General features: G+C 35.0%; 23 protein-coding genes and 1 riboswitch. Of the genes, 8 read left to right on the plus strand and 15 right to left on the minus strand.

Annotated elements, in window-relative coordinates:
- Positions 1-19: 19 nt before the first annotated feature.
- The 3 genes from DFR57_RS00230 (at position 20) to DFR57_RS00240 (ending at position 3,350) form a co-directional block, all read left to right on the plus strand.
- The gene (locus DFR57_RS00230) at positions 20-1,315 is read left to right on the plus strand and encodes a sugar ABC transporter permease (RefSeq protein ID WP_170132861.1); all 1,296 of its coding nucleotides are present in this window, start codon (positions 20-22) and stop codon (positions 1,313-1,315) included.
- A gap of 5 nt (positions 1,316-1,320) precedes the next feature.
- On the plus strand, positions 1,321-2,163 hold the full coding sequence (locus DFR57_RS00235; RefSeq protein WP_114351482.1) for a sugar ABC transporter permease: 843 nt from the start codon (positions 1,321-1,323) through the stop codon (positions 2,161-2,163).
- Between the two features lie 158 nt (positions 2,164-2,321).
- Positions 2,322-3,350, plus strand: coding sequence for a LacI family DNA-binding transcriptional regulator (locus DFR57_RS00240; RefSeq protein WP_114351126.1), 1,029 nt, complete (start codon positions 2,322-2,324; stop codon positions 3,348-3,350).
- 572 nt (positions 3,351-3,922) lie between these two features.
- Here the strand turns inward: DFR57_RS00240 and melA are convergent.
- From melA to DFR57_RS00280, 8 genes are all read right to left on the minus strand, one after another.
- On the minus strand, positions 3,923-5,413 hold the full coding sequence (melA, locus tag DFR57_RS00245) for an alpha-glucosidase/alpha-galactosidase (RefSeq protein WP_114351127.1): 1,491 nt from the start codon (positions 5,411-5,413) through the stop codon (positions 3,923-3,925).
- A gap of 121 nt (positions 5,414-5,534) precedes the next feature.
- Complete coding sequence (locus DFR57_RS00250; RefSeq protein WP_114351128.1) at positions 5,535-6,368, minus strand: AraC family transcriptional regulator; 834 nt, start codon at positions 6,366-6,368, stop codon at positions 5,535-5,537.
- Positions 6,369-6,460: 92 nt separating this feature from the next.
- The gene (locus DFR57_RS00255) at positions 6,461-7,243 is read right to left on the minus strand and encodes an urease accessory protein UreD (RefSeq protein ID WP_114351129.1); all 783 of its coding nucleotides are present in this window, start codon (positions 7,241-7,243) and stop codon (positions 6,461-6,463) included.
- 22 nt (positions 7,244-7,265) lie between these two features.
- Entirely contained in the window at positions 7,266-7,970 is a 705-nt protein-coding gene (locus DFR57_RS00260; RefSeq protein ID WP_114351130.1) for an urease accessory protein UreF, read from the minus strand.
- A 229-nt stretch (positions 7,971-8,199) separates the two neighbouring features.
- Positions 8,200-8,973 carry a PHP domain-containing protein gene (locus tag DFR57_RS00265; protein ID WP_114351131.1) on the minus strand — a complete coding sequence of 258 codons (774 nt, stop codon included), beginning with the start codon at positions 8,971-8,973 and terminating at the stop codon, positions 8,200-8,202.
- Positions 8,974-8,990: 17 nt separating this feature from the next.
- Positions 8,991-9,797 carry an energy-coupling factor transporter transmembrane component T family protein gene (locus tag DFR57_RS00270; protein WP_114351132.1) on the minus strand — a complete coding sequence of 269 codons (807 nt, stop codon included), beginning with the start codon at positions 9,795-9,797 and terminating at the stop codon, positions 8,991-8,993.
- Positions 9,781-11,520, minus strand: coding sequence for an ABC transporter ATP-binding protein (locus DFR57_RS00275; protein ID WP_114351133.1), 1,740 nt, complete (start codon positions 11,518-11,520; stop codon positions 9,781-9,783). Before DFR57_RS00275 ends, DFR57_RS00270 begins: the two co-directional genes overlap by 17 nt.
- Positions 11,517-12,374, minus strand: a complete 858-nt coding sequence (locus DFR57_RS00280) for a DUF8171 family membrane protein (protein ID WP_114351134.1) — start codon at positions 12,372-12,374, stop codon at positions 11,517-11,519. Before DFR57_RS00280 ends, DFR57_RS00275 begins: the two co-directional genes overlap by 4 nt.
- A 193-nt stretch (positions 12,375-12,567) precedes the next feature.
- Here DFR57_RS00280 and DFR57_RS00285 point away from each other — a divergent pair, with 193 nt between their 5' ends.
- Positions 12,568-13,401 (plus strand): MurR/RpiR family transcriptional regulator, encoded by an 834-nt coding sequence (locus DFR57_RS00285; RefSeq protein WP_114351135.1) that lies wholly within the window; start codon positions 12,568-12,570, stop codon positions 13,399-13,401.
- A 113-nt stretch (positions 13,402-13,514) separates the two neighbouring features.
- Positions 13,515-14,990, plus strand: coding sequence for a methyl-accepting chemotaxis protein (locus DFR57_RS00290; RefSeq protein WP_114351136.1), 1,476 nt, complete (start codon positions 13,515-13,517; stop codon positions 14,988-14,990).
- Between the two features lie 243 nt (positions 14,991-15,233).
- On the opposite strand, the gene DFR57_RS00295 is transcribed toward DFR57_RS00290, so the two are convergent.
- Entirely contained in the window at positions 15,234-16,337 is a 1,104-nt protein-coding gene (locus DFR57_RS00295; RefSeq protein WP_114351137.1) for a 5-methyltetrahydropteroyltriglutamate--homocysteine S-methyltransferase, read from the minus strand.
- Between the two features lie 228 nt (positions 16,338-16,565).
- Positions 16,566-16,674, minus strand: a riboswitch (SAM riboswitch).
- A gap of 521 nt (positions 16,675-17,195) precedes the next feature.
- Here DFR57_RS00295 and DFR57_RS00300 point away from each other — a divergent pair.
- From DFR57_RS00300 to DFR57_RS00310, 3 genes are all read left to right on the plus strand, one after another.
- A complete protein-coding gene (locus DFR57_RS00300; RefSeq protein WP_170132877.1) occupies positions 17,196-17,882 on the plus strand; it encodes a response regulator transcription factor in 687 nt (228 codons plus the stop codon).
- Positions 17,879-19,240 carry a HAMP domain-containing sensor histidine kinase gene (locus tag DFR57_RS00305; RefSeq protein WP_114351139.1) on the plus strand — a complete coding sequence of 454 codons (1,362 nt, stop codon included), beginning with the start codon at positions 17,879-17,881 and terminating at the stop codon, positions 19,238-19,240. The genes DFR57_RS00300 and DFR57_RS00305 overlap by 4 nt, the downstream gene beginning before the upstream one ends.
- 107 nt (positions 19,241-19,347) lie before the next feature.
- Complete coding sequence (locus tag DFR57_RS00310) at positions 19,348-19,968, plus strand: PepSY domain-containing protein (protein WP_114351140.1); 621 nt, start codon at positions 19,348-19,350, stop codon at positions 19,966-19,968.
- 40 nt (positions 19,969-20,008) lie between these two features.
- Here DFR57_RS00310 and cyoE read toward each other — a convergent pair whose 3' ends face one another.
- The 6 genes from cyoE to DFR57_RS00340 all read right to left on the minus strand — a co-directional run bounded on the left by cyoE (position 20,009) and on the right by DFR57_RS00340 (position 24,974).
- Positions 20,009-20,872, minus strand: coding sequence for a heme o synthase (gene cyoE, locus DFR57_RS00315; protein ID WP_114351141.1), 864 nt, complete (start codon positions 20,870-20,872; stop codon positions 20,009-20,011).
- Between the two features lie 75 nt (positions 20,873-20,947).
- The gene (locus tag DFR57_RS00320; protein ID WP_114351142.1) at positions 20,948-21,799 is read right to left on the minus strand and encodes an SAM hydrolase/SAM-dependent halogenase family protein; all 852 of its coding nucleotides are present in this window, start codon (positions 21,797-21,799) and stop codon (positions 20,948-20,950) included.
- A 229-nt stretch (positions 21,800-22,028) separates the two neighbouring features.
- Entirely contained in the window at positions 22,029-23,078 is a 1,050-nt protein-coding gene (locus tag DFR57_RS00325) for an arabinan endo-1,5-alpha-L-arabinosidase (RefSeq protein WP_114351143.1), read from the minus strand.
- A 37-nt stretch (positions 23,079-23,115) separates the two neighbouring features.
- Positions 23,116-23,775: a ThuA domain-containing protein gene (locus DFR57_RS00330; RefSeq protein ID WP_114351144.1), complete on the minus strand. Its 660-nt coding sequence runs from the start codon at positions 23,773-23,775 to the stop codon at positions 23,116-23,118.
- A gap of 18 nt (positions 23,776-23,793) precedes the next feature.
- Complete coding sequence (locus DFR57_RS00335; protein ID WP_114351145.1) at positions 23,794-24,504, minus strand: SDR family oxidoreductase; 711 nt, start codon at positions 24,502-24,504, stop codon at positions 23,794-23,796.
- A 17-nt stretch (positions 24,505-24,521) separates the two neighbouring features.
- Entirely contained in the window at positions 24,522-24,974 is a 453-nt protein-coding gene (locus DFR57_RS00340) for a VOC family protein (RefSeq protein ID WP_114351146.1), read from the minus strand.
- Positions 24,975-25,155 lie beyond the last annotated feature (181 nt).

Raw genomic sequence — 25,155 nt, forward strand, 5'->3', positions numbered from 1 at the left:
ATCTAAGGAGGGACATGCGGTGGCAACACAAACAAAAAATAGAAAGTTTGACCTTAAGCAGCCACGCAATATCGCAACACTATTATCCATCATCCCAGGACTTGGCCAAATTTATAATAGAAGATTTATTAAAGGGATTCTATTACTTGTCGTAACCATATCATTTTTATTAGCTTTTTGGGATTTTATCGACATCGGTATATGGGGAATATTTACATTAGGCACGATTCCTAGAGATCATCACTCCATTCAATTACTAATCCAAGGGTTAATTTCCGTAATTGTATTAGGATTTGGTTTAGCTATTTACGCTTATAATTTTATTGATGCACGAAAAGATGCAGAAGCAAGAGCTCAAGGAAAGCCGAATCCAACACTATTACAGGGTGTCCGCGATTTTTATAATAATGGATTTCCTTATTTTATGATTTTACCAGGCTTTATTATGCTTTTATTTATTGTAGTACTACCACTTGTTTTTATGGTAGGGTTAGCATTTACCGATTATAATCAATATAATGCACCACCTAGAAATCTACTCAATTGGGTTGGGTTTAACAACTTTATTGATCTATTCCAAATAGGGATTTGGAAGGATACATTTTTAAGCGTATTTGCTTGGACAATTGTTTGGACCGTTGTCGCAACAACACTCCAGATTGTGCTTGGATTATTCTTAGCGTTACTTGTGAATGACAAACGAATTAAGTTCAAGCGTACTATCCGTACAGTACTTATTTTACCATGGGCTGTACCAGCGTTTGTTTCTATTCTTATTTTCTCTGCTTTATTTAACCCGACGTTTGGTGCAATTAACAGGGACATATTAAGTACATTTAATTTAATGATTCCATGGTTGTCTGATCCGTTCTGGGCGAAAGTAGCGCTAATCATGATTCAAACCTGGCTAGGATTTCCTTTTGTATTCGCCTTGTTTACCGGCGTCTTACAAAGTGTGCCAGCAGACATGTATGAAGCAGCAGACGTTGATGGCGGTACAAGATGGCAGAAGCTAAAATTCATTACACTGCCACACATTTTGTTTGCAACCGCACCACTACTGATTATGCAATATGCGCAAAACTTTAACAATTTTAATATTATCTATCTATTTAATGAAGGGTTACCAGCTGTGCGAGGTCAAAATGCTGGTGGAACAGATATTTTAATATCATGGGTTTATAAGCTAACCTTTGAAACAAACAATTATAATATGGCAGCAGCAATCACCATTATTATGGGTATTATCGTAATGGGCTTTGCCTTTTATCAGTTCAGAAAAACTGCATCATTTAAAGAGGAGGGACGTTACTAATGGCTATGACACAAAAAACAAAATCAAAAATAGAAGTAGCGTTCATTTATTTATTCTTCTTATTTATGTTTATTATTATCGGCTATCCACTGATGTGGACAGTCATGATGAGCATTAATCCCGGTACGAATATGTTGGTAACAAAGTTAATTCCAGACACGATAACATTTGAACATTATTTATGGTTATTTACAGATCCGGGAAGTGACTATTTAATATGGTACAAAAACAGCTTGATCATAGCTGTACTAAACGCACTAGGGTCTGTTGTTATTACATCATTAATCGCCTATGCATTTAGTCGTTACAAGTTCTTTGGACGTAAGTATGGATTATATTTGTTCCTTTTACTACAAATGTTCCCTGCTTTAATGGGTATGGTTGCCTTGTATATTTTACTAACAACCATTGGATTAGTAGATTCCATTTGGGGATTATTATTAATTTATCTAGGTGGACAAATTCCGTTCAATGCATGGCTTGTAAAAGGGTATTATGATACTATTCCAAGAGAGCTAGATGAAGCAGCTAAAATTGATGGCGCGGGTCACCTTCGCATCTTTTGGACAATTATGCTTCCATTAGCTAAACCAATTTTGGCTGTAGTAGCATTATTTAATTTTATGGCACCATTCATGGACTTCTTATTACCAAGAATCGTGCTAACAGATCCTAATAACTATACCTTAGCTTTAGGACTCTATAACTTTATTAATGACCAATTCTCCACTAACTTTACGCGATTTGCCGCTGGTTCGATTTTAATTGCGATTCCAATTGCGATTGTATTCTTGCTATTACAACGTTATTTGATTAGTGGACTTACAGCAGGGGCTACAAAAGGTTAGATTTATTAATAGAGAAAGGCACTCATGCCTTTCTCTATTTCTTAAAATATCCACTCAAATCAAACGTGAATGTTTTCAATAAAGAACTCATCCCCTATAATGAAGAATAGATATAAAAATAATTATAAGCTGGGTATTAAATAAAAAGGGTGAAGGTTATGGCAGTAACAATTAAAGATGTAGCAAAAATAGCAGGAGTGGCACCTTCAACAGTATCAAGAGTAATCGCTGATAATCCTAGAATAAGCATGGATACAAAAAAACGTGTGCGTAAAGCAATGAAAGATTTAGGTTATCACCCGAATGTAAATGCGCGTAATTTAGCTGTGCGATCTTCTCAAGCAATTGGTGTCATTATGCCTTCTTCAGCAGATAAAGCATTGCAAAATCCATTTTTTCCTGAAATATTAAGAGGGATTGGTGCATGTGCTCATGAAACCGAATATTCTCTTTATGTATCAACTGGAGGAAATGATCAAGAGGTCTATGAAGAAGTTCAAAGAATGGTACATGGTAACCGTGTGGATGGTATTATTTTACTTTATTCAAGAGTAGCTGATCCAGTTCAACAATTTCTCATCGATGCAAAATTCCCATTTGTAATTGTGGGTAAGCCTAAGGAACAGGAAAGTGAAATCACTTATGTAGATAATGATAATGTTAAAGCAAGCAAGGAACTGACTAATCACTTAATAGCGCTTGGTCATGAACATATCGCTTTTATCGGTGGCTCGTCTGAACTTACGGTAACCACAGATCGTCTGCAAGGATATAAAACGGCAATTGAAGCAGCTAAGCTTCCAGCTCCACAAGATTACGTAATCCATGCTGAATTTTTAACTTCTGGTGGAAGAGATGCTGTGGAACACCTTTTCGCTTTAGAAGCACCACCAACTGGCCTTGTTATCGCCGATGATTTGATGAGTCTGGGGGTAATAAATACATTAGAAGAAATTGGCTTGGAATGTCCAGAAGATGTTTCCATCGCAAGTTTTAACAATTTATACTTATCAGAAATTACCACTCCCCCATTGACTACAGTAGACATTCAAATTTATATGTTAGGCATGCATGCTACTCGTTGTTTAATTGAAAAAGCAAAAGACAAAGATGAACCTGCTAAACGAATTATCGTTCCATATGAAATTAAATACAGACAATCCACACGAAGCTTAAAAGAAGATTAAAAATAAAGCATATCCCCTCGTTTTAATAGGGATATGCTTTATTTGTTTTAAGAAAATTAAAAGCTTAAAAACCACACCATAATCACCAAATACTAATAGATTGATTTTTCAGCAGAATCCATTAAGCCAAATTATAAATTTGCATCTTTATTCGATTAGGAGATAAATAGTTTTTTGTAAGCGTGGCTGAGAAAAATCACTCCGTTTCCTCAGGAATGTCGCAATTTTCTTCAGCTTGATTAACTTTTCCCTGTTTTATTTTGTTGAAAATTTAGGAAAACGAAAGTGAAAGAGGGCGACTCCTACGGGATCAGCACGCGTCCGAAGATCCACTTGGTAAAGTGTTTTTCTTTACCAAGTTAGCTGAGGCCGTGCCCCGTGGAAAGCGACCGTCTGTAACTGTAGTGTATCTACTCCATTTTATAACCCAAATTAGCAAGTTCCTTGGTAGTTTAATACCATTTAAAAGCTGATAAGCTTAACATTAAGATAGGTTGGCGAGGCAACCCTATCTCTAAAACAAGTCAGGCTCTAAAAACCAAGACAGCTGCTTAACTGTCTTGGCTTTAGGTTTAAAAATTCCCTTTATCCGCTTCTCCAGCATTTTTCTTAGCTGCTTCACGATCTTGCGCCATCTCTTCTACTGTTTTCACTTTAATTCTGGCTGCACCTTGATAATCTTTTGTCGGGATTAAATCCCCTTTTGCTAAATTTTCTTTGGCTCTTTCAATGGATGATTTATATTGTGGCAGCCATTGCTCTTGTGCAACAAGCATTTCGTCCACCATTTGCCAAATTTCTTTTGGATTACATACAGCACCTACCAATGGGTCCATCATCATCGCTTGACGGAGTAAATAATCATCGCCATTTACTGCCGCTTCAACAGATAGCCTCTGCACCGAAACACTAACATTACATACGGCAGCAGGACCCAAAGGTAGATCTCCTACTAGAGGCATATTAATGCCATTTCGATCAACATAACCTGGAGCTTCTATAATAGCGTCATCTGGTAAGTTACTAATAACACCATCATTCGGCAAATTAAAATGACCACGATACGTGCGACCTGTTTCTAATCCCTCTAAAATATAAGAACCATGCTCTTCCCCGCGATTCTTCTGTTCATATACAAATGCTGGTTCTTTTAACCAATTCGGAAAATCAGTTTCAAACCAATTTCTTCCCTCTGTACAAACACGTAAGTATCCACCAGTCTCTCCGTTTATCCACGTACTTAAGTCAATCCATTCATTAATTTCTTCAGGACGCTTCCTATACCATGGTAAATACTCACTTAAATGTCCATTAGATTCCGTACTAAAATAACCAAATCGACGCAGCATATCAATTCTTACTTTTTCGGTATCCTTATATTCAGGATGAGCTTCAAAAGCTTCTAAAAGGTCTCCGGTACGATCATTACCATCTTCATCCTTTACTTGAATATACCATGTTTGGTGATTGATACCTGCACAGATAATGTCCACTTCTTCCTTTGTTTTACCAAGTGCTTCTGCGAGTTGTTTGTGACCATTTTGAACACCGTGACATAGACCAATTGTTTTTACGCCACCATACTTATTACAAGCCCAAGTAAGCATTGCCATCGGATTTGCATAATTTAATAGCAATACATCTTCTCTTGATACTTCTTTAATATCTTTACAAATTTGAAGCATTTCATATATACCACGTTGCCCATACATGATTCCACCTGCGCTTAAAGTATCGCCAACACATTGATCTACTCCATATTTAAGCGGGATTTCCACATCATATTTAAAAGCTTCTAACCCACCGATACGTACCACATTAAAAATATACTTCGCATCCTTTAAAGCTTCTTTTCTATCTGTTGTGGCCTTAATATTAATTTTTAACCCATTCTCATCAATATCTCGTTGGCAAAGCTGTGTAACCATTTCTAAATTTTTCTGATTAATATCTGTAAATGCTACCTCAATATCTTTGAACTCTGAAACAGATAGAATATCCCTAAGTAATCCTCGTGTGAAACCAATACTACCAGCACCAATAAAAGCAATTTTAAATGTCAATTTCCTTCCTCCTTTTACTTCTTAACTATTAATGTTATCTTATCAGCTTAAAATCAGAAGTAATTCTACTATTGTAGAGAAAGAAAGAAAATGTTGTATAAAATCCTAGCTTTTTATTTTTTTATAATTCTAAAAAAAGCTGCCGGTAAGCAGTTGGCGTGAGATTAGTATGTTTTCTAAAAAGCATACTGAAATATTGACTTGTTTGAATCCCAACATAATTCGATATTTCAGTTATTGGAATTTCCGTATTTTTCAGTAGCATTTTTGCTTTATCAATTCGTACTCTAGCGATATAGGTATTTATTGTACAATCCATCGATTGTTTGAAAATTCGATGTAAATAACTAGGGTGGATGTGCGTAGCTGCTGCAATGTCATGGATCCTAATATCATAATCATAATGCTCTAAAATATATTGAACAGCTTTATTTACATATAGTTGTTGAAAATTATCTACTTTTTCTCTTTGCTCCATTGAATTGTGAGCAAGGTGGAAAACTAATTGGCAAATAAGCGAATCTATTAGTAACTGTTTATTTGTTGCACCTTGATCAAGCGCAAGAACTAATTGTCGAAGTGTGGGGTATACCTGGTCCATATCTTTAAAGACATCGTATATAGCTTCTTTTTCTAACCATACTTTAATTGTTTCATCTCTATCAGCTAGATCCTCTAATGACACCAGACTCGTGTTATTTTCCTCCCAGTTAAATTCTACATTCAGCATTCGTGCTGGGGAGTCTTTATCAACAATCAAGCGGTGCGGGACATTAGAATCAATAAATATAAAGGTCCCTTTTTTTAACTCAATTTTCTCTTTCTGCACTTCAACTATACATTTACCATTAATGACATACATTATCTCCATTGCTTTGTGGTGATGTATTGGCATTGTGAATTCTTTCCACTCTTTATAATAATACGCTACAATATTTGCAAAAGTTTTCTTCAATTAATCTCCCACCATTTCACTACTAAGGTTGCCGAAATGATTACAAAAAGTTTTGGTCCTCAATTAACCAACTTACTCGACTGAAAAACGCTTCAATTTCTCCATTTTCTAATTTCTGTGATCTTTTCGTCAAAAAAGCTCAGTACATCTTCCATTTCCTGTTTTAATAACTCTAAATCATGGGATAACCAGCGGATCACAATTCCTTTTCCATCTAAGTCACTCATCCCCGCCCGATGATTTTTCGCTTGGGATAATCGTTGTTGAACATCCCACTCATCAAAAGGAATATCCTTCGCTATATACCAAACAGTGGCTACATAAGCAAAGTTTTCAAGCATTCCAAATTGATCTATCGCGTCCAGAGATGGGTCAATGTATAAATTATCGTAGACAATACAATCGTCTTCTGTCCAAACCTCTGTTAGAGACTGGCATGCTTGATAGGGCTTCTTCATTTCCTTTGTTCCAACGTGAAATATTTCAGACCATACCAATTCCGCATCACGCGCAAGTGTAATATTGGTTTTCTGAAAGAATCTCGAGCTTTCCTCAGGGATAATTTCTTGCATTCTCCAAAAAAATAACGCTTCATTTTCAACATGTAGCTGAATTTTTTGTTCTGCTTTTTCTAAGCCTGTATCTTCTTTAATATGAATTGGAGTTGTTGGATGAACCATAACGTTTGTAGCCTTATCTACATGCAACTGAATAGTAAGGTCGTCGCCTTTTGTCATATGATCGGAAGATATAAAATTATAATTAGTAAAAACCCGGTGGGAGGCTTTTGATTTTTCAAGCTTCAAGGGATCATCCGCTTGATAATCGACCATATTATTTTTTAGCAATCTTGATTTTAATCGAACGGTGCTCATCTATCTTTCTCCTCCCTTTCATCTAAGATATAAATAATTTTGATAGTAGATATTTATGCTGCATTGCAGAAATTTCTAAGCCAATTGCACAATTCGCCATATCTTCTATCGATAAATCCATTGCAGTGTGCGTTGCATCATTAATCTTTTCTATCATTTGAAAAATAACAAGCTCAGCTTCTTTGGGTGCAAGTGGAATAGCACGAACAGCGTGTTGAACCAAATTTGTTAAAGAGAAGTATAAATAGGATTGAATTACATCTGAAAGATCAAATTCCATTTCGGCAGTATATAATCCATAAATAATTGCGTAATGATTACGTTTCGTTTCTTCTCCTTGGCTTTTCTTCCAATTTTCTAGTGCAGGTATAGATTCTACAGATAACAGGCGCTCTAGTAATCTATTGCCCGCTTGCCTACTTGTCTTTTTCAATTCAATAACGTGTTTACTAGCATCAAATATTTTGGCCAAATACTCTGCCCTATTGTAATCCTTCTGTCTGGTTGCTTCATATATTTCTTTAATAATAATGACATCTGCATACAATAAATAACCACATACATAGCTTTCACAAAATTGAAAGAGTTCATCTTTTGTTTTGATATGTTTTGCTCTTATATACATTTCCATGCCAATAGCGTGTGCCTCTTGACTCTTTAAAAATGTTGAATGATGCAAATTTAATAAATAAAGGTTTTGCATATCAAGTCTCTGGTTTGAAGTCATCTAATCCCTCCTTGCGATTATTGCACGTCCATCCATCGTACATAGAGATTTACTACTTTTTAAAGATACCATAATTTAAGCTTTGCTTCGAGTTGTTATCATTTCTATTTCCAAAATAATTAGTATTTTTAATAGGAGAAACACATGCAAGCTATCTCATTTTTCGTGTGGTTATATGACTCTCCATCCGATATAAGCGTAAAAGAAAAAGCCTGACAAATGTCAGACTTTAGATAGAAACTTCCTCTTTGATTATCGCCTTTTTCATATATTTTTTCACCAAGACAGCTGCTTTTACTCTAAAGAAAAGGTCATCAGCTATCTGAAGCTCATAAGCATTCGCTTTTATTGAAGCTTTAAGCATTTCTACATTGGTACAATCCTTCTTAAAATCATTTCCTACAATTCCATATTGCAAAAATTGATGGGTATCACTTCCTGCCACAACAGGTAAATTTACTTCATCTGCATAACTAATTAATTCAGCTTTACAAGACTCAGATCCTTTTGCGTAAAGATCTTTTCCATTTAAATCAAGTGCGTCTAACTTTTTCATTTGCTGCTTTGTAATATTTTTAGCTAGAGGTGTACTTTCTCTAAATGGATGTGCCCCGATCTTAAGTACATCCATTCCTTCTATTAAATCCATCAAGGAGTCAAAAGGCATAAATTGTTCAGGCTCGACATGACTATCTAGTTGTTTTCTTATCCATTTGATAGTTTTTCGATCAGCTATTAATAAAATGTGTCCGCCTTCTTTAACATCGACCTCAATCCCTGGAAATACTCGAACATCATGTACGTGATAATAGCCATCCTGATAACTATAATGTTCATCTAAATAATCATAGATATCAAAAAAGCGAATAGTATTAAAGTGTTCGGTTAAGGCTAGTGCATGCAAACCAGATTCACTCGCTTCTTGTATCATGGTGTCAAAATAATCCGGCATAAATGTAGACTTTTTCGATATCTTTACGTGTGTATGAAAATCAATAATCATCCAAAAAACCCTCTCTATTAAATAGTGAATAACAAAATAACATAAAAACAAGATCCTATTAAAAAATAAATATCTTTCCGGCCAAACTTCATATCTATTAACTTTAATTTTTTTACTTGTGGATGATTAAATCCATAAAATGACCCTTTTGTTTCTAATGCTTCTACGGTTGTTCTCGCCCTTTTAGAAGTACTTAGGAGTAACGGATAAAAGGATAATACAGCTATTTTTCCGAAATAAATAATCGAGCGAATATATAGGAATCCATGCTTATTAGGAGCTTTACCTCTTAATCTAAAAGACTGGAAAACATGATGATACTCTTCTATTAAGGTCGGAAGCATTCTATATCCGTAAGCAATGGAAAACGATACTTGTCCAGGGACTCCAATTTTCAATAAACCATTACTTAATTTCTCTGGAGTCATCGAGCAAAATACACTTATACTCGCTAATGAGATCACAGAAAGCTTTAACGTTAAGACAAGTAATGGCAAAAGAATGGACCAATCACCTCCAAAAAACATGGCCACGATTAACATATAGCCACCTTGACCGAGCAGGCCAAGACACAAAATAAAAATAATTAATGGGCTAACTTTTGCAGTAATAGTGGTGATGACCATAAAAATAAACATTCCAATTAGAATTGATTCTTGATGAATAAACCAAGGGACAATCCCAAAAAATGTGTACCAAATAAAGAGTGTGCGAGGGTCAAGCTGTGCTAAAAAGGTATGGCCATTTCCATAAGCTGTATTAAGTAATTCTATTTTCACTTGTTCTACGGATAACTTATCGGTAAATTTACGCGTAAACTCCATCTTTTGCCTCCTTTTTCAAATAAGCATCCACAAATTGATCGACCGTATAAATATCTTTCATGCCTAACATTTGTGCTAAGTTTAATATTTGAGGCGATTCTAGTCCTGCCCGAGTAAGTAAAGCTTGATTTTGGAAAACAGAATCCCGATCCCCATCATGAATAATGGCTCCTTCATGCATGACAATAATCCGATTGGCGAACGAACAAGCAAGCTGCATGTCATGGGTTGCAATCATTACGGCATCTAATTGATCCTTTAAGTTTCCAAGTAACGAAGTAATGTGTTTTCTAGTACCTATATCTAAATTTGCAGTTGGCTCATCTAAAAGCATAAGCTCCGGATCCATTCCCATTCCAATTGCAAGTGATGCACGTCTTTGCTGGCCTCCACTTAACAAACGACTATCCCTTTCCTGTAAATCAACTAAATCAAATTGCTTAAGAATTTGATTTACTATATTTTTATAACCAGGAACTTTTCGGGATTTCATGTAAAAGGACACATCCTTTTCGACCGAATCATCAATAAACATTTGCTCTGGATTTTGATAAATGTACGTTACTTTTTCAGCCAAATGTTCTGGCGGTGTTTTTGAAATATTCTTTCCATTTACAATAATCGAGCCTGAGTCTGGTTTAATTAATCCAGTGACTAGACGCATGAGTGTAGATTTCCCTGCTCCGTTGTTACCTACAAGAGCAATATGATCTCCTTTATATATGGTTAGGTCTATTCCATCTAAAATTTGCATTTTCTCTCTCGTAAGTGTCTTATAACCAAAGGAGACATCACTAAATTGCACTACTTTCTCTCTTTCCTTTTTACGTATAGGAAAATCTAAGTTTGTACTATCTAGTTGATGTTTTTGAAAAAAATACTGCGATTCTGTTAAAGTGATTGGTAAAAATTCTTTCTTCTGCTGAGACGGCTGCTGACCCGCTAAGTTTATCTCTGATTTTTTAAGATAGAAGGCCGCTTGTGTTACTTGTGGCGGATAAATCTGGTGTTTCATCAATAATTCGACATCTAAGAAGGCCTCCTTCACCTTCTTTTTCCAAACAACAGAACCCTTATCCATCAGTACAACCTGATCCGCAAAACTAGCGATAAATTCAGTATGATGCTCAATCACAATAATGGTTGTACCTTCAGCATGAAGCTCCTTTAATATTTTATAAATGTCTTTTGCATGTGTTGGATCAAGCTGAGCGATTGGTTCATCCATAATGATAATGGATGGACTTAATGAAAGAATACTAGCTAGTGCCAGCAAATGCTTTTGGCCGCCACTTAATTGCCAAATAAAAGCATCCTTCACATCATATAATCCTACTTTTTTTAATGCTTCTGTAGCACGATCAAGGTAATCCGTATAACCATAATGAAGCGGTGCAAAACAAGCATCTTCTATTACTTTTGGACTGACTAATTGGTTTTCAAAATCCTGATAAACATAACCAACATGCTCAGATAAGGAAGCGACTTTACTTTCTAAAGTATTTATTCCGTTAACTGTTACTTCACCTTCAAAATCTCCAACATAATAATGAGGAATGAGTCCATTAATTAATTTGCACAAGGTGGATTTCCCACTACCATTCCCTCCTATAATTGCTACAAATTCTCCTTCATCAATAGTTAAAGAAGCATTATCTAGAACATTATTTTCTGCTCCTGGATACTGAAACGTGACGTTGTTTATTTCAATTTGGTGTTTCATGAAATCCGCTTCTCTTCTTTTAAAGTTTGCTTTCTCTTATTCATGAAAATAACGGTGATAAGCGCAATGCAAAATGCAACTCCCATACTTATCCAAATGAAGATATCCCCAACCTCTGCTTCCCATTCCACATTAAATCCTGATTCAGATAAAAATTCGAAAAGAAAGGCAAAGCCTGCCAGGAATATTCCTAATACCACGAGACGCGGACCAATTATTTCTCCTAAATGATAACGATCTTTTGTATTACGAGGCTTCATACCAAGTAATGGTTCAATTTTCCCGTATAGTCTCGGAACTAAATACATAGTTGGTAATAAAGCAAAAAGGATACCTGAAAATAATACGTCATTTAAAAAGGCAAAGCCTTCAATTACCACAACACTCTCAGCTAAACCAGGAACAGCTTCTAATTCTTCTACACCTACCCATACCTTTAAAATATCTACCATAGAACTAATCGCTTGATGAATAATTACACCGAGCATGGCAGCAATTCCAACTTGACGTTTATTCTTTGGATCGCGGACAAACGTTCCAGCAACATACATAGCTAAGGAGAAAGCAATAAACTTCTCTAATTCTCCAAACCCTCCGAATTGTCCAAGCATGAGTTCTCCGAAGATGATCTCACCAAGAGATGCGCCAATAGCAGCATAAAGCGGATGAAATAAAATACAAAGTGTCAATGGTATAAATGCAAAATATTCAACCGAAAATTCAAGTGGTCCTAGTCTTGCCTCTGGTATTAATTCGGTAATCATATTCGATAGTCCGTATAAAGACATTGACAGAATAAAAACCATCATTTTTTGTGCTTGCGTTAATTTATACCGTTCTCTAATTTTCACCATTAATAAGTTCCTCCTTTTATTAGCTTGTCTTCATTGTAAATTTCTATTATTAAAGAGATTTATGAGAAGCGTTAAAAGGATGTAAATTTGTTAACTTTTATTATCATGATGTAAATTTTCTTTCATATTAAAAAATAGGCGTAAATTTTTTGATATATTGAGTGAAGATTATCGATTAAGGAGGAACGGATTCATGCTGAATTTCGAATGGGAAACAAATGATATGACAGCAAGTCAAATAAAAATAGCAAATTATATCCACAAACATACCCAACAGGTTTTACTATCTAGTGAAAAAGAGATTGCAGAAGCAGTAGAGGTAAGCATTGCCACTGTCTCACGCTTTTGGAAGGTGGTTGGCTATAGTAACTTGAAAGATTTTAAAATAACCATGAGAGAGTATATTGAAGCATCCCCCGCGAGTAAAATTAAACATGAGCTTCAAAATAATGAAAGTGAAAGCATTACATTCGTTAAATTAGAGAAAATCTTAGATCAGCTACATCAAACGATGGCACATATCAATGCACATACCTTTAAAAAGGCTGCTACTAAAATTGCAACAGCTAATCGTATTTTCATACTAGCACCAGGACCATCCGAAGGCTTAGGTAGACTCCTTGCTTATCGATTAAACCGCTACGGGATAGACATCCATTTTATCGAGAAGCTTGGGACAGAGTTGTTTGAAGACTTAGCTCATATAAAAGAAAAGGACTTAGTGATTTTATTTAGCTTCGGAAGATTATTATCAGAAGCAAAAGTAATATTACTCCATCAACGAAAAAAACATTACCATAGTCTGCTTATAAGTGATCAATTAGTAGCTGACTTCACAAATGAAGCAAGTATCACTCTTTTTGCAAGTCGAGGCGAGAGAAGTGAATTTCATTCGATGATTGCTCCTACTTATTTAATTGAACAATTGATTTTAGCAGTCGGTAATCAAGATAAAGAAACAAATCTATTAAAGTTAGAAGAGCTTAGCACCCTACGAAAAGCCTATGCTAGCTACCTTCCACGTTAAAATGTCGAATATGTTCGAAATTTGTCACAATAAATATATTGAACCTTTCTTCCTATAGTATTATACTTAAAAGTAGAAAAATATAACTAACTATAGGAAAGAGGGACCATTTTATGCACTTAGTAGAGGAAATGAAGTACAAAGATATGCTAAAGAAGAACATGCTGATGCTTATTATCATGGCAATCACATTACTTACGGGCTTATTACTGTCACTTGCCGTGCAACAATATACAACAGTAACATTTTACGGAATCGAATTAATTTTAGCTTTCATCTTATTTTTTGTGTTTCATAAGCTTTTAAAAATGCCAAAAGTAATACCTTATATACTTGTAGCAATATTCTATTTGTCGAATGCCTTATACATATTTACTCAAGGAAGCAGCGCACCAGTTTTCTTAATCGTAATCTTTCTAAGTCTATTCGCAGCTATACAGTTAAATAATAAAGTTTTTTTCACCGGACTGAGTCTTGGTATACTCGTTATTTTTTATAACTATTGGATGATGGATAAATCCAATGAAATCATGGGACAATTGTTTCAGTATTCTCTTTTTACCACGATTTTAACTGGAGTTGTTTTCTTCTTTATTATCCAAAGCTCTTCTAGAAGAATGGATGAATTGGCAAAATACTTAGTTGAGACAGAAGAGAATCAAGCTAGAAAAGAAAAACAAAGAGTACAAATTGAAACCTCAGTTACTACGATCATCGAAAAAATATCAGAAGTAAATGAACAACTTCAAGAAAACGTCAATACGCAAAATGAGCTTTCCGAAACCATTCAGGAAATTTCACAAGGCAGTCAAACACAAGCAGAGCAAATTTCTGAAATTTCTTCTAGTACAATGGAAACCAAACAAAATGTAGATGAAGTACAACAAACTTCTCTTACCTTGTATGAAGAATCGAACCGTGCTAGTGACATGACTGAAACCGGCAAAGAAAAGATGAACACGTTAAACGAAAATAACCAGGCTTTAGAAAAGGTTATTGGAGACCTAAGTAGAACGTTTGCTGAGTTAACCGAAAAAATATCAGAAACCAATCGTTTTGCTGATACAATTAAAGAAATCACAGAACAGACTAACTTGTTAGCATTAAATGCTTCTATTGAAGCGGCTCGTGCTGGTGAAGCTGGAAAAGGATTTGCTGTTGTTGCAGAAGAAATTCGTAAACTAGCAGATGTAACCGGTGAAACAACTGAAAAAATCACAGAAAACTTGGCTTCCTTAAATACTTCTAATGAACAAGCAGTAAAGCAAATGGACAAGAGTATGGAAAACTTCGTAGCAGGAATGCAAGCTTCGGATGAAGTAACAGGTTATTTTGACCAATTAACGAAAACTACAGAGACTTTAAATCAAGGATTAAGAAGCTTCACAGTTCTTGCAGAAAAAGTACAAGAACAATCCAATGGAGTAGAAGCATCCACGAATGACCTTGCTGCCATCATTGAAGAAGCATCGGCTAGCTTAGAGGAAATGAGTGCAACTGTCACTACATTAACTTCAAGCAATCAAGCGTTAGCTGCCATTATGGAAGAAACCGTAGATCAAACTAATCGCTTAAAAGCAGAATTTTAATACTACAAAATAACACATTAAGATTCAAAAAACGACCACATCCTAAATTGTGGTCGTTTTTTTTATTATGTAATCTCTTCAAGATGCATTGTAATTCTATTAATAACATCTACCTATATATTTATAACTTAATGGTCATCTTTTGTTTTAATTTAAGGCGTATTTTAACTTTGATGGTGGAGTAATTATCCAAACTATTTAAAAATGATCTCTCCACTTCAGAAGAGACCATCTTTTTATTAATTATTCACCCCAAATTTCATTTGCCACATCTACGATAAATTTGAGTTTATTCCATTGTTCATTCTCGGTTAGAACATTTCCATGGTGGGTAGAAGCAAAACCACACTGTGGACTCAAAGCTAGCTGATCTAATGGAACAAAATTAGAAGCTTCTTTTATTCTAGTAATAATTGCATCTTTATCTTCTAATTCCCCACTTTTGGAGGTAACTGCTCCTATAACAACCGTTGCTCCTCCTCGTGGAATTTCTTGTAAAGGTTTAAAATCGCCAGAACGTTCATCATCGTATTCTAAGAAAAATCCATTCACCTTTTCTTTTGCGAAAAGTGTTGGTGCAATTAATTCATAGCTTCCTTTAAAAGCCCAAGTAGAACGATAATTACCTCGACATAAGTGAGTTGTAACGACTAAATCCTCTGGCTTATCCTCTAACACACCATTTACAACTCTTAATGCTAGATCAATATATTGATCACGATCGTAGACATCTCCATCAAAGTTTAAGTCCGGAGAAGATAAAGCTGCAATATATACGTCATCAAATTGCAGATAACGACATCCAGCATCATAAAAAGCAATAACCGCTTCCTTATAAGCATTTATAATATCCTGTGCAAATTCTTCAATGTCTGGATACACCTCACGATTTCTGAGATCAGCGTGAAAGAATTGGTTTGGACTTGGAATAGTCTGTTTAGCTACAGCACGATCCCCAACGATTTGTTTGAATTCTTTAAAATCCTGTATAAAAGGATGATCTTGATTAAAAGATATTTTTCCTGTATTGCGGACATTATATCGTTCTGTTTCCATATCTGCAAAATGATAACCTTCTTCTGGCACATATCCTTCATAGCCGTTAAAGTGCTCCATGAAATCTAGGTGCCACCAAGAACGACGAAATTCACCATCTGTCACGAGCTTTAATCCAACTTCGACCTGCTTATCGACAATTCGAGTAATTTCTTCGGTCTCTATTTGTCTTAATTCTTCTTGTTTAATCGTGCCTGCTTTATAATTCTTTCTAGCTTCGTGCAGTCTATCTGGTCGAAGTAAGCTTCCTACGTGATCTGCATGAAATGGTGCTTGGTTAGTAAGTGTCATTTTATTTCATCCTTTTTCTGTATAGTTTATCTAGCAGACAATCCAAACATATGGTTCCTTATCCAGAAAAATTCGTAATTACTTTACACATCAACTATCTATCCCTTAATCTTATTATGAATAACTATTATTAAAAGCAATAAAACCTTTCTGCCTATAAATATTTTATTTCCTTAAAAGTAAAAAATCCTCTCCTTATATAAGAAGAGGATTACTATCATTTAGCTCTTCTTATCTTCAAGCACATGCTTCTGGAATTAGCACAGTATAATAATTAAATTATTATCTGTTGCTGAGGCTTCAAAGGGCCAAGTCCCTCCACCTCTCTTGATAAGTTATATGTATGTAATTGTCTGTCTTATACTCTACACCGTATTATTTTCACTGTCAACAGAAAAAATGTGAATATTTTGAAAATGCAGAATTCCTATCTATTTAATAGGAATATTTTTTATTAGCTATGTTATCAAGGTTTTGCATATGATATTTTATTATTTTAAACAATATTATAAAGTAGGATTCGACTTTCAACAAAAAGGTAAGATATTATTATAGATGAAGTGATAAATTACCAAACCCATTAACTTATAATGGAAAGCCTTCAGCCTTTTTTAACTATGAATATAAAATTTAACTTTTGATACATATCTTTTTGAAAACATTCGTTACCTAAAAATACTGTCTTTTGTGAGGAAAAAATAATTGATTATTCTCAAAATCACCGAAAGTATTGGTTAAAAGCCGTCGTGTTTGCACAAAAACATAGTTCGTTATAGGTTCCGTTGAAAGTAATAAAATGGCTCACTTTTATTATATAGCTTTAAATATGCTATGTTACGGTATCAGGAATAGGAGAGGATTATTATGTCACATATATTAATTATAGAAGATGAACCAAAATTAGCTCGTGTGCTCGAATTAGAGTTAAGTTACGAAGGATATCAAACTTCCGTGGTTCACTCGGGTACAGATGCAATAGATGTACTTTTAAATGAAGAATGGGATCTTGTCTTACTTGATATTATGTTACCAGGTTTAAGTGGTTTAGAAATTTTAAGGCGAGTCCGTCGACATAATGTGAATATGCCAATACTTCTTTTAACAGCAAGAGATGAAATTCATGACAAAGTTTCTGGGTTAGACTTAGGGGCAAATGATTATATTACGAAACCCTTTCAAATTGAAGAAGTGCTAGCGAGAATAAGAGTACATTTAAGAAGCAATCAATTTAAACCAACTTACCATCTTGTTTATGATGACTTAACAATAGACATTGGATCACGAGACATTAAACGTAGTCAGGTACCTATTGAATTAACACCCAGAGAATTTGATTTACTTGTCTATTTACTCAAAAACAAAAACCAAGTGTTAACACGAAATCAACTGTTAGAGAAAGTATGGGGATTTGACTATGCAGGTGATACGAATGTAGTCGATGTTTATATTCGATATCTTAGAAATAAGATAGACAAACCTTTTGATAAAGTTACTATCCAAACAGTTAGAGGAGTAGGCTATTCCATTAAGGATGAAAAACTATGAAACTTCGCACAAAAATACAATTATTTCTTAGTATCGTTCTCGTTGTGGTAATTATCTTCGTCAATACGGGAATTTACTTTTTATTTGAAAAAAATGTGTTAGATACTGAGATGGAAAGAGCTGTTTCTAACACCGAGCGTGTGATGCAGGCTATCGCACAAAACGAAGAAGCTGGTGCAGATTACAAACAATTGCTACGCTCTTTTATGCCTACAAACGGCATGATACGAATCATTACGGAAGATGAGAAAGTTCTCTTCGGGGTCGCTGAAAAAGCAGAATATTATAACCTCCCATTCTCTTTTCAAAATGAGGGACTACAACAGATTCATGAAAAGAATAATGGCTCAAAGTTTGTACAAATATCACAACCATTGATTTTTGAAAATGGCGAAATAGTTACTCTTCAAGTAACCGAAGAGTTAGAAGCATACCAATCGATCATGCAAACGTTAGCCATTGTTTTACTCATCGCTTCCCTTGTGATGATTTTACCAGCTATTTTTATTGGCTATTTATTGTCTAATTATTTTTTGCGCCCTATCAAAAATTTAACAACCCAAATGGCAGAGAATCCAATAAATGGGCAATTTCTGAAACTAGATAAAAAAGGAAAAGCTCGGGATGAATTATATCATCTAGAAACCTCTTATAATGACATGATAGAAAGGTTGAATGAAAGTATCATTAAACAACAGCAATTCGTTTCGGACGCTTCTCATGAACTAAAAACACCCATATCTGTCATTACGAGTTATGCAGAATTATTGGAGCGTTGGGGACATAAAAAACCTGAGGTTATTGATGAAGCTTCAGATGCAATCTCATATGAAGCAAAACGAATGAAGTACTTAACAGAACAATTATTTATTCTTGCCCGAAATGATGGAAAAAGCGCACTCAACTATGAAACAGTGGATTTAAATACCATTGCACGTGATGTTGTTCGCTCTTTAGCTGTTGCTTATAATAGAAATATAATTTTCCATGAACATGATAATGCAGTCGTAAGTGCAGATAAAGAAAAGATTCATCAGAGCCTATATATTTTAGTGGATAATGCATGTAAATACAGTGATAGTGAAATAATTGTCCGTATTCATGAATCAGAAGAAGAATTAATGATCTCCATTGAAGACTTTGGTGAGGGAATAAGTAAAGAACAACAATCAAATATCTTTGAACGCTTCTACCGAATTGATAAGGCAAGAAGTCGTGAAACTGGCGGCTCTGGACTCGGCTTAGCAATTGGCCAAGCAATGATCAAAGCACACGGCGGAAACATAACTGTTTCTAGTGAGCCAGCAAAAGGATCCATTTTCACTATTCATTTAAATAAATCATATTCCAATAACTAAGAGAAAACTTATCACTTTCTCATCATTTTCTCATAATTCTCACAGGGTCTCCTCAGAATTATTGGTTATAGTTAAAGTAACAAATAACAAAGAGGAGTGAAGATACTATGAAGAACAAAAAATTCATTACCATTATGGGTATTATCTTATTAATAGGTGGTATTTTAGCAATATTTCAACTAAGTAGTAATTCTGCCAGTGCATATTTATCAGAAAAAGAAGCGAAAACTAAAGCACAAGAACAATTTGCTGGAGATGTAGTGGAGATAGAATTAGATGAAGAAAACAACCGTAAAGTTTATGAAATTGAAATACATGGAGAAACGCATGAGTATGAATTAAAACTAGATGCTGAATCTGGTGAGATTTTAAAATTAGAAGAAAAGCCACACACCAATACTGTAAAAGAAAAGAACTCTAAAACAACAGAAAAACCTACAAGCTCGAGTGAAACAAACGAAGCAAATAAACCTTCGACCGAGAAGCGTGATGATACTGATGATCAAGGTAAAACTATCGACATAAATACACTCATATCAAAAGAAAAAGCAAAAGAGATTGCTTTAAAAGAAGCTGATGGCACGATCACTGATATAGAGCTTGATGAAGATGATGGTAGGATGCTATATGAAATTGAAATGGATACAGATACGAATGAAGTAGACATTGAAATTGATGCATACACGGGTGAAATACTTTCCATTTCGATGGACGATTTAGACGATTAATTGCAAAAAAGCATGGGAGCAGCATTGCTCTCATGCTTTTTTATATGAATATCACATATAATAGGAAAGTCAGCATCAGATAAATTAGGGAGGAAACAAATAAAATTGTTGCCCATTTGACTGTGTCTTGCATTCGAAAGCCAGCAAGTCCTATCATTAACCAAGCCAAATTTATTATTGTCATTATAATAAACAAAGGCATACTTATTTCATCAATGAGTAACGGCACAAAAAATAATGCTAACATGTACATTACCGTTCTGCAAATCGTAGTTTGGAATCCTTTTACCACTGGTAGCATTTTTAGACCAGCCCGGTTATAATCATCAAATTTACGAATTGCAATAGCGTATGTATGCGGCATTTGCCATAAAAACATGATTAAAAATAGGGAAATCGGGATGGGAGCTATAGCTGAATCAATCACAGCCCATCCCATTAATGGTGTCACTGCTCCAGAAATACTGCCAATATGAGTGTTCCAGGTAAATCGCCTTTTAGTCATCATCGTATAAATAACAACATACATAAACCAGCCGGTAAAACCATATAGTGCTACTTCCAAATTAATTAAGAATAACAATCCTTGACCTATTGCGCTGAAAATAATTCCAATTAACAGGACTGTTCTTAAAGAAAAAGTTCCAGTCACAGTCGGACGTTTCTTCGTTCTTTCCATTAATTTATCTACGTCAGCTTCCAACCAATTGTTTAAAGCTAAAGCTCCTGCGATCAATAAAATACTCCCGACTGTAACAAGCAAAAAATCCTGCCTCACAGTATAAAAGGAGACATTATAATAAGCTATTGCTAATATAAAACCAACAAAAACTGGTAGAAAATTAGCAATTAATACAAATCGTTTAAATAAACGTTGCAATTCTATCAGATGTCTTAAAACCATCAAGTAAACTCCTTTGCCACTCGAATCCCTAATATTCATTATTTCTTTATAATTTCTTGTATTGCCCTTTTAAGCTTACTCAGGAGAGGCTAATTTACCAATTTGTATCTTCCAATTTGTTCCTGTACCTATATCATAGGCTTTAGCAAAGGAGCCTTGATTTATGGCAATAGCTAAGTTGTGCAAGGAATTTATATAAAGCACAGGTTCCCCCACATGTATTGCGCCAAATGACTTCCCATAACTAACATTATTCTCATAAATTAAACGAGAACCGTGAAAAATTTTAACGACTAATTTGTCCATGTATTGAATATTTAATTTCATAAAAAGCTCATAGCTGATATTGGTCCACAAGTTGCCGAAGCGGATATCTAAAATATCAATCATTCCTGTAATTTCTTCTTCTGATAGAGTGGCTTCTTGAAATGGTAACAGCTCCACATCCTCTAAATTCACCTCAGGTCCAACATCCTCAAAGAGCATGATGCTTGAAGCAAGCTTTGCTCCGGTATAAGCATAAATATCTCTTCCATGAAAAGTATGAGAAATACCTGAATTAGGTAAACGATGTTTTGTTTCATCAATTTCTCTCACCGAAACAATCCCCACTTTTTGTGATAAATGAGTTAGTGTGCCATTATCCGGTGTTACAATGTATTGGTTATCTTTAGTTTTTGCTACGATGCTTCTTCTTTCTGACCCTACGCCTGGATCAACTACTGATACAAAAATAGTTTCTGCTGGCCAGTACATGACCGTTTGCCACAGACGATAAGAACCTGCCCAAATATCAAATACCGGGATTTCATGTGTGTTGTCATAAATGGGCAAGAGTCTACTTACAGAATGCGCCACACCTTTCATAGCGCTTACCGCTCCATCTTCATATCCAAAATCTGATTGTAATACTAATGCATGTGGCATGCTAACTACCCCCTTCTTTTTAGAAAACCTTAGTTTTACTTAAACTATATTGCGTTGAATCTTAGACTTCCTATAATATTTTAAAAATGAACATGAATTCTTTTATCTATTATACCTTATCTTAACTTCTTTAGCTTTTCTCTGCTATTTCTGAGATTAATTTTCCTGCACAATCGCTTAATATTCGAAAAAATAGCGTTTGCTCCGATTAAGAGCAAACGCTTTTATCTTATTTAAAGCTTGGCCAATCATTATTAAAATTTATTTCTCTTATTTGCATACGGATCACGCCATCAGCATCTCCATCATAATAATGATATACCATATAGTACGTACCATCTTCTTCTAATATATCCTGTCCTCCTGGACCGATTTGATTTTCATATGTCTCTAAAATAACTTCTCCGCCACCATTTAGAAGCTCTTCTCCATCTGGATCAACGTAGGGACCAGTAACGGATTCAGCTCTACCTACTGCTACTTTATACGTACTATCTACACCATTACAACATTGATCCCAAGAAGTTATCAAATAAAAATAACCATCACGTTCAAATATTGTTGGACCCTCAATAGCATTATGAGCTGTTGTAGATTGTCGAGAAGCAATCGTATAAACTTCACCCGTTAATTCTGTCATATTGTCCAATTCTTGCAAAACAATTCCACCAAAGTGTGAACCAAACACCATCCACCAGGTACCATCTGCTTCAAATACCATTGGATCAATAGCATTATAGCTAACACCTGGTCCAGAAGTTACTACAGTACCTAAGTCTTCCCAACTATTTAAATCTCCTGGTGTCTCAGTTTTTGAAACACCAATCGCCGAATTATTCGTTCCGAAGACAGAAACTGCATAATACATATAAAAAACACCATCTTTTTCCACAACATGTGGTGCCCATAAATGACCAACTTGGTATTTTTTAGCCCATTCTGGAACAGGTATTTCTCCTATTGCTTCCCAAGGTCCACCAATCGATTCCTCTGATTTTCTTATGTAAATTCCACCAGGATTATCTGTTTCTCTGGCAATGCCAGTAGATACAACATAATACGTATCATCCGCCTTGAAAATAGAAGGATCATGTGCAGGGTCGTCAATACTTTCTTCTGCATTATAATCTCCAAATTCACCTGACATTTCAATCATTGTTTTTTTATTGCTCATCGTATCACTTCCTGTTAATTCATCGATTTTATTATAAAAAATATTAGCAGCTATAAATATAATCAAAGCTGCAAGTAAGCCAATCCACATTCCCATTTTTTTCATTTCTCTATTCTCCTCTGTTTATTATGTTAATTTTCATCTATTCCTTAATTAGCCACTCAATCGAACCATTTAAAATTTCACCTGTGGAATCATGTAGCAGTCCTTCTTCGGTATGTGCAGGTACCACACAACAAACCTTGCCCTCTCCTAATTCGTGATACCATCCTGCCACTTGCTCTCCATACTCTGAAGCGGAAGTTAAAAATACATTCGTTTGATCTTGATCACAATGCATAAAATAATGCTCATCTATAAAAGAGAAATCCTGTATGTTCTTATTCAAGAAAAGATCATCTTCGATATGATAAGTTACTTCTACATGTTTTTCTGGATGGTAGTCAAATGAACCTTTTAACATATCAAGATAAGTTTCTACTCCATCGTAACAAGCAAAGCCCGAATGCCATGCTAAGAACCCACCGCCATTTTCTACAAATTGATGGATTTTTTTCGCTATTTTTTCTGTCATCCATTTTTCTACTTGTTCTTCTTCTGGATTGATCCTATTTTCACTTGCAATAATTATAAGATCCACTTCCTCAAAAGATGCATCATCTAATTGCTTTGGCCCAAGATAATCAATGGTTATTTGCTCAATCGTTTCTTGATCCCTTAATGAGTAAAGCACACGATCTAATGCTTTTCTAAGTAACCTGGCATCATGATAATAATCTCCCAACACCGCTAACATGCGCATGTTGAAACCCCCCCGATTCTATATTTCTCTTTCAGTTCCATCTGCATTTATGAAAGCAAATCGACCTTCTATCTTTATTTTATCATTTATAATTTTCATGATATCCTTTGCAGCCTGATCTGGGTTTGTGGGAGCTTTTTCACCTCCCATATCTGTCTTCATCCAACCAGGGTGAATGGATAAAACCTTAACTTTGTCTTCTTTTAAATAAACACGAAGCTTTTCGGTTAGCATATTTAAAGAAACCTTCGACATCCCGTACGGATAATCTCCACTATAAGTATGTGTTAAACTACCCGCTTCTGAGCTTATATTTAATATAGCTCGTTTTTCAGAACTGGATTCACGTAATAAAGGTAAAAAATGTTTAATGACTCGAACAGGCCCAAGTGTATTAACATCAAAAGCTTTTTGAATGGCTGCTAAATCTAATTCTTCTATGCTTTTATCGCGTTCATTCAAAATAGCGGCGTTGTTAATTAAAACATCCACTGAACCATATTGATGCTTTGTCTGCTGCGCTGCTTTTTCAATCGATGCTTCTTCTGTCACATCCATATGAAAAATGTCTAACTTAGCGTTGTAGTTTTCTTTTAATACTGTTAAATTGCTTGTGGCGGCTTCGTTTAAGGAACGTGTTCCAGCAATAACATGGTAGCCTTCTTCTAATGCCTCTTTTGCTAAGGAAAGACCTAGACCTCTATTAGCACCAGTTATTAAAATTTTCATTTCTTTTCCCCCTCTTCCTAATCATTTTCTAATAACTCAAATAATACCTTTAATTCTTTCTCTGTATCCATGTACGCATAACGTCCACCTGGATATTCGCCTTTTTGAATAAGTGGCATTCCTTTTGCTTCTAGGTCATTTATAACAGCTTTCATTCCATTCACTTCGAATGCAATATGATGAACGCCTTCGCCTTTCACGTCGAGATGCTCTCTCCATGTGCTTGGCTCATGATCCGGTTCAATTAACTCTAATTGCAGGGAACCCATATCAAAAAATGCTAGCTTAGCTCGTGCTTGTGACGGATTATTCCGATGCTCCATCTCTGATTTATCATAGCCGTCAGTTATTTGTATATCTGGCATTTCAACATCAAAAAAATCAGCATAGGCCTGTGAAGTTTTTATAATATCATGGACTACAATAGCAATTTGCGTGACAACGTTTGTTCCAAGTGCATTTTTACCCATCTCATATCTACTCCTTTAGTCCTTTTTATCTCTATATTGTAAACCCTTGCATTTAATAACGCAAAACAAAGATTTCCTTTTCCGAAAAGAAAAAAGCAAAAAAGTTCGGTTTTTATTAAACCGGCCTTCTTTGCTTATCCTTTTTATTTATTTCTAAGAGAAGAATGATTTGAGTTTCATA

It is taken from the genome of Saliterribacillus persicus (assembly GCF_003337485.1).
In the GTDB taxonomy this organism is placed as follows: Bacteria; Bacillota; Bacilli; order Bacillales; family Amphibacillaceae; genus Saliterribacillus; species Saliterribacillus persicus.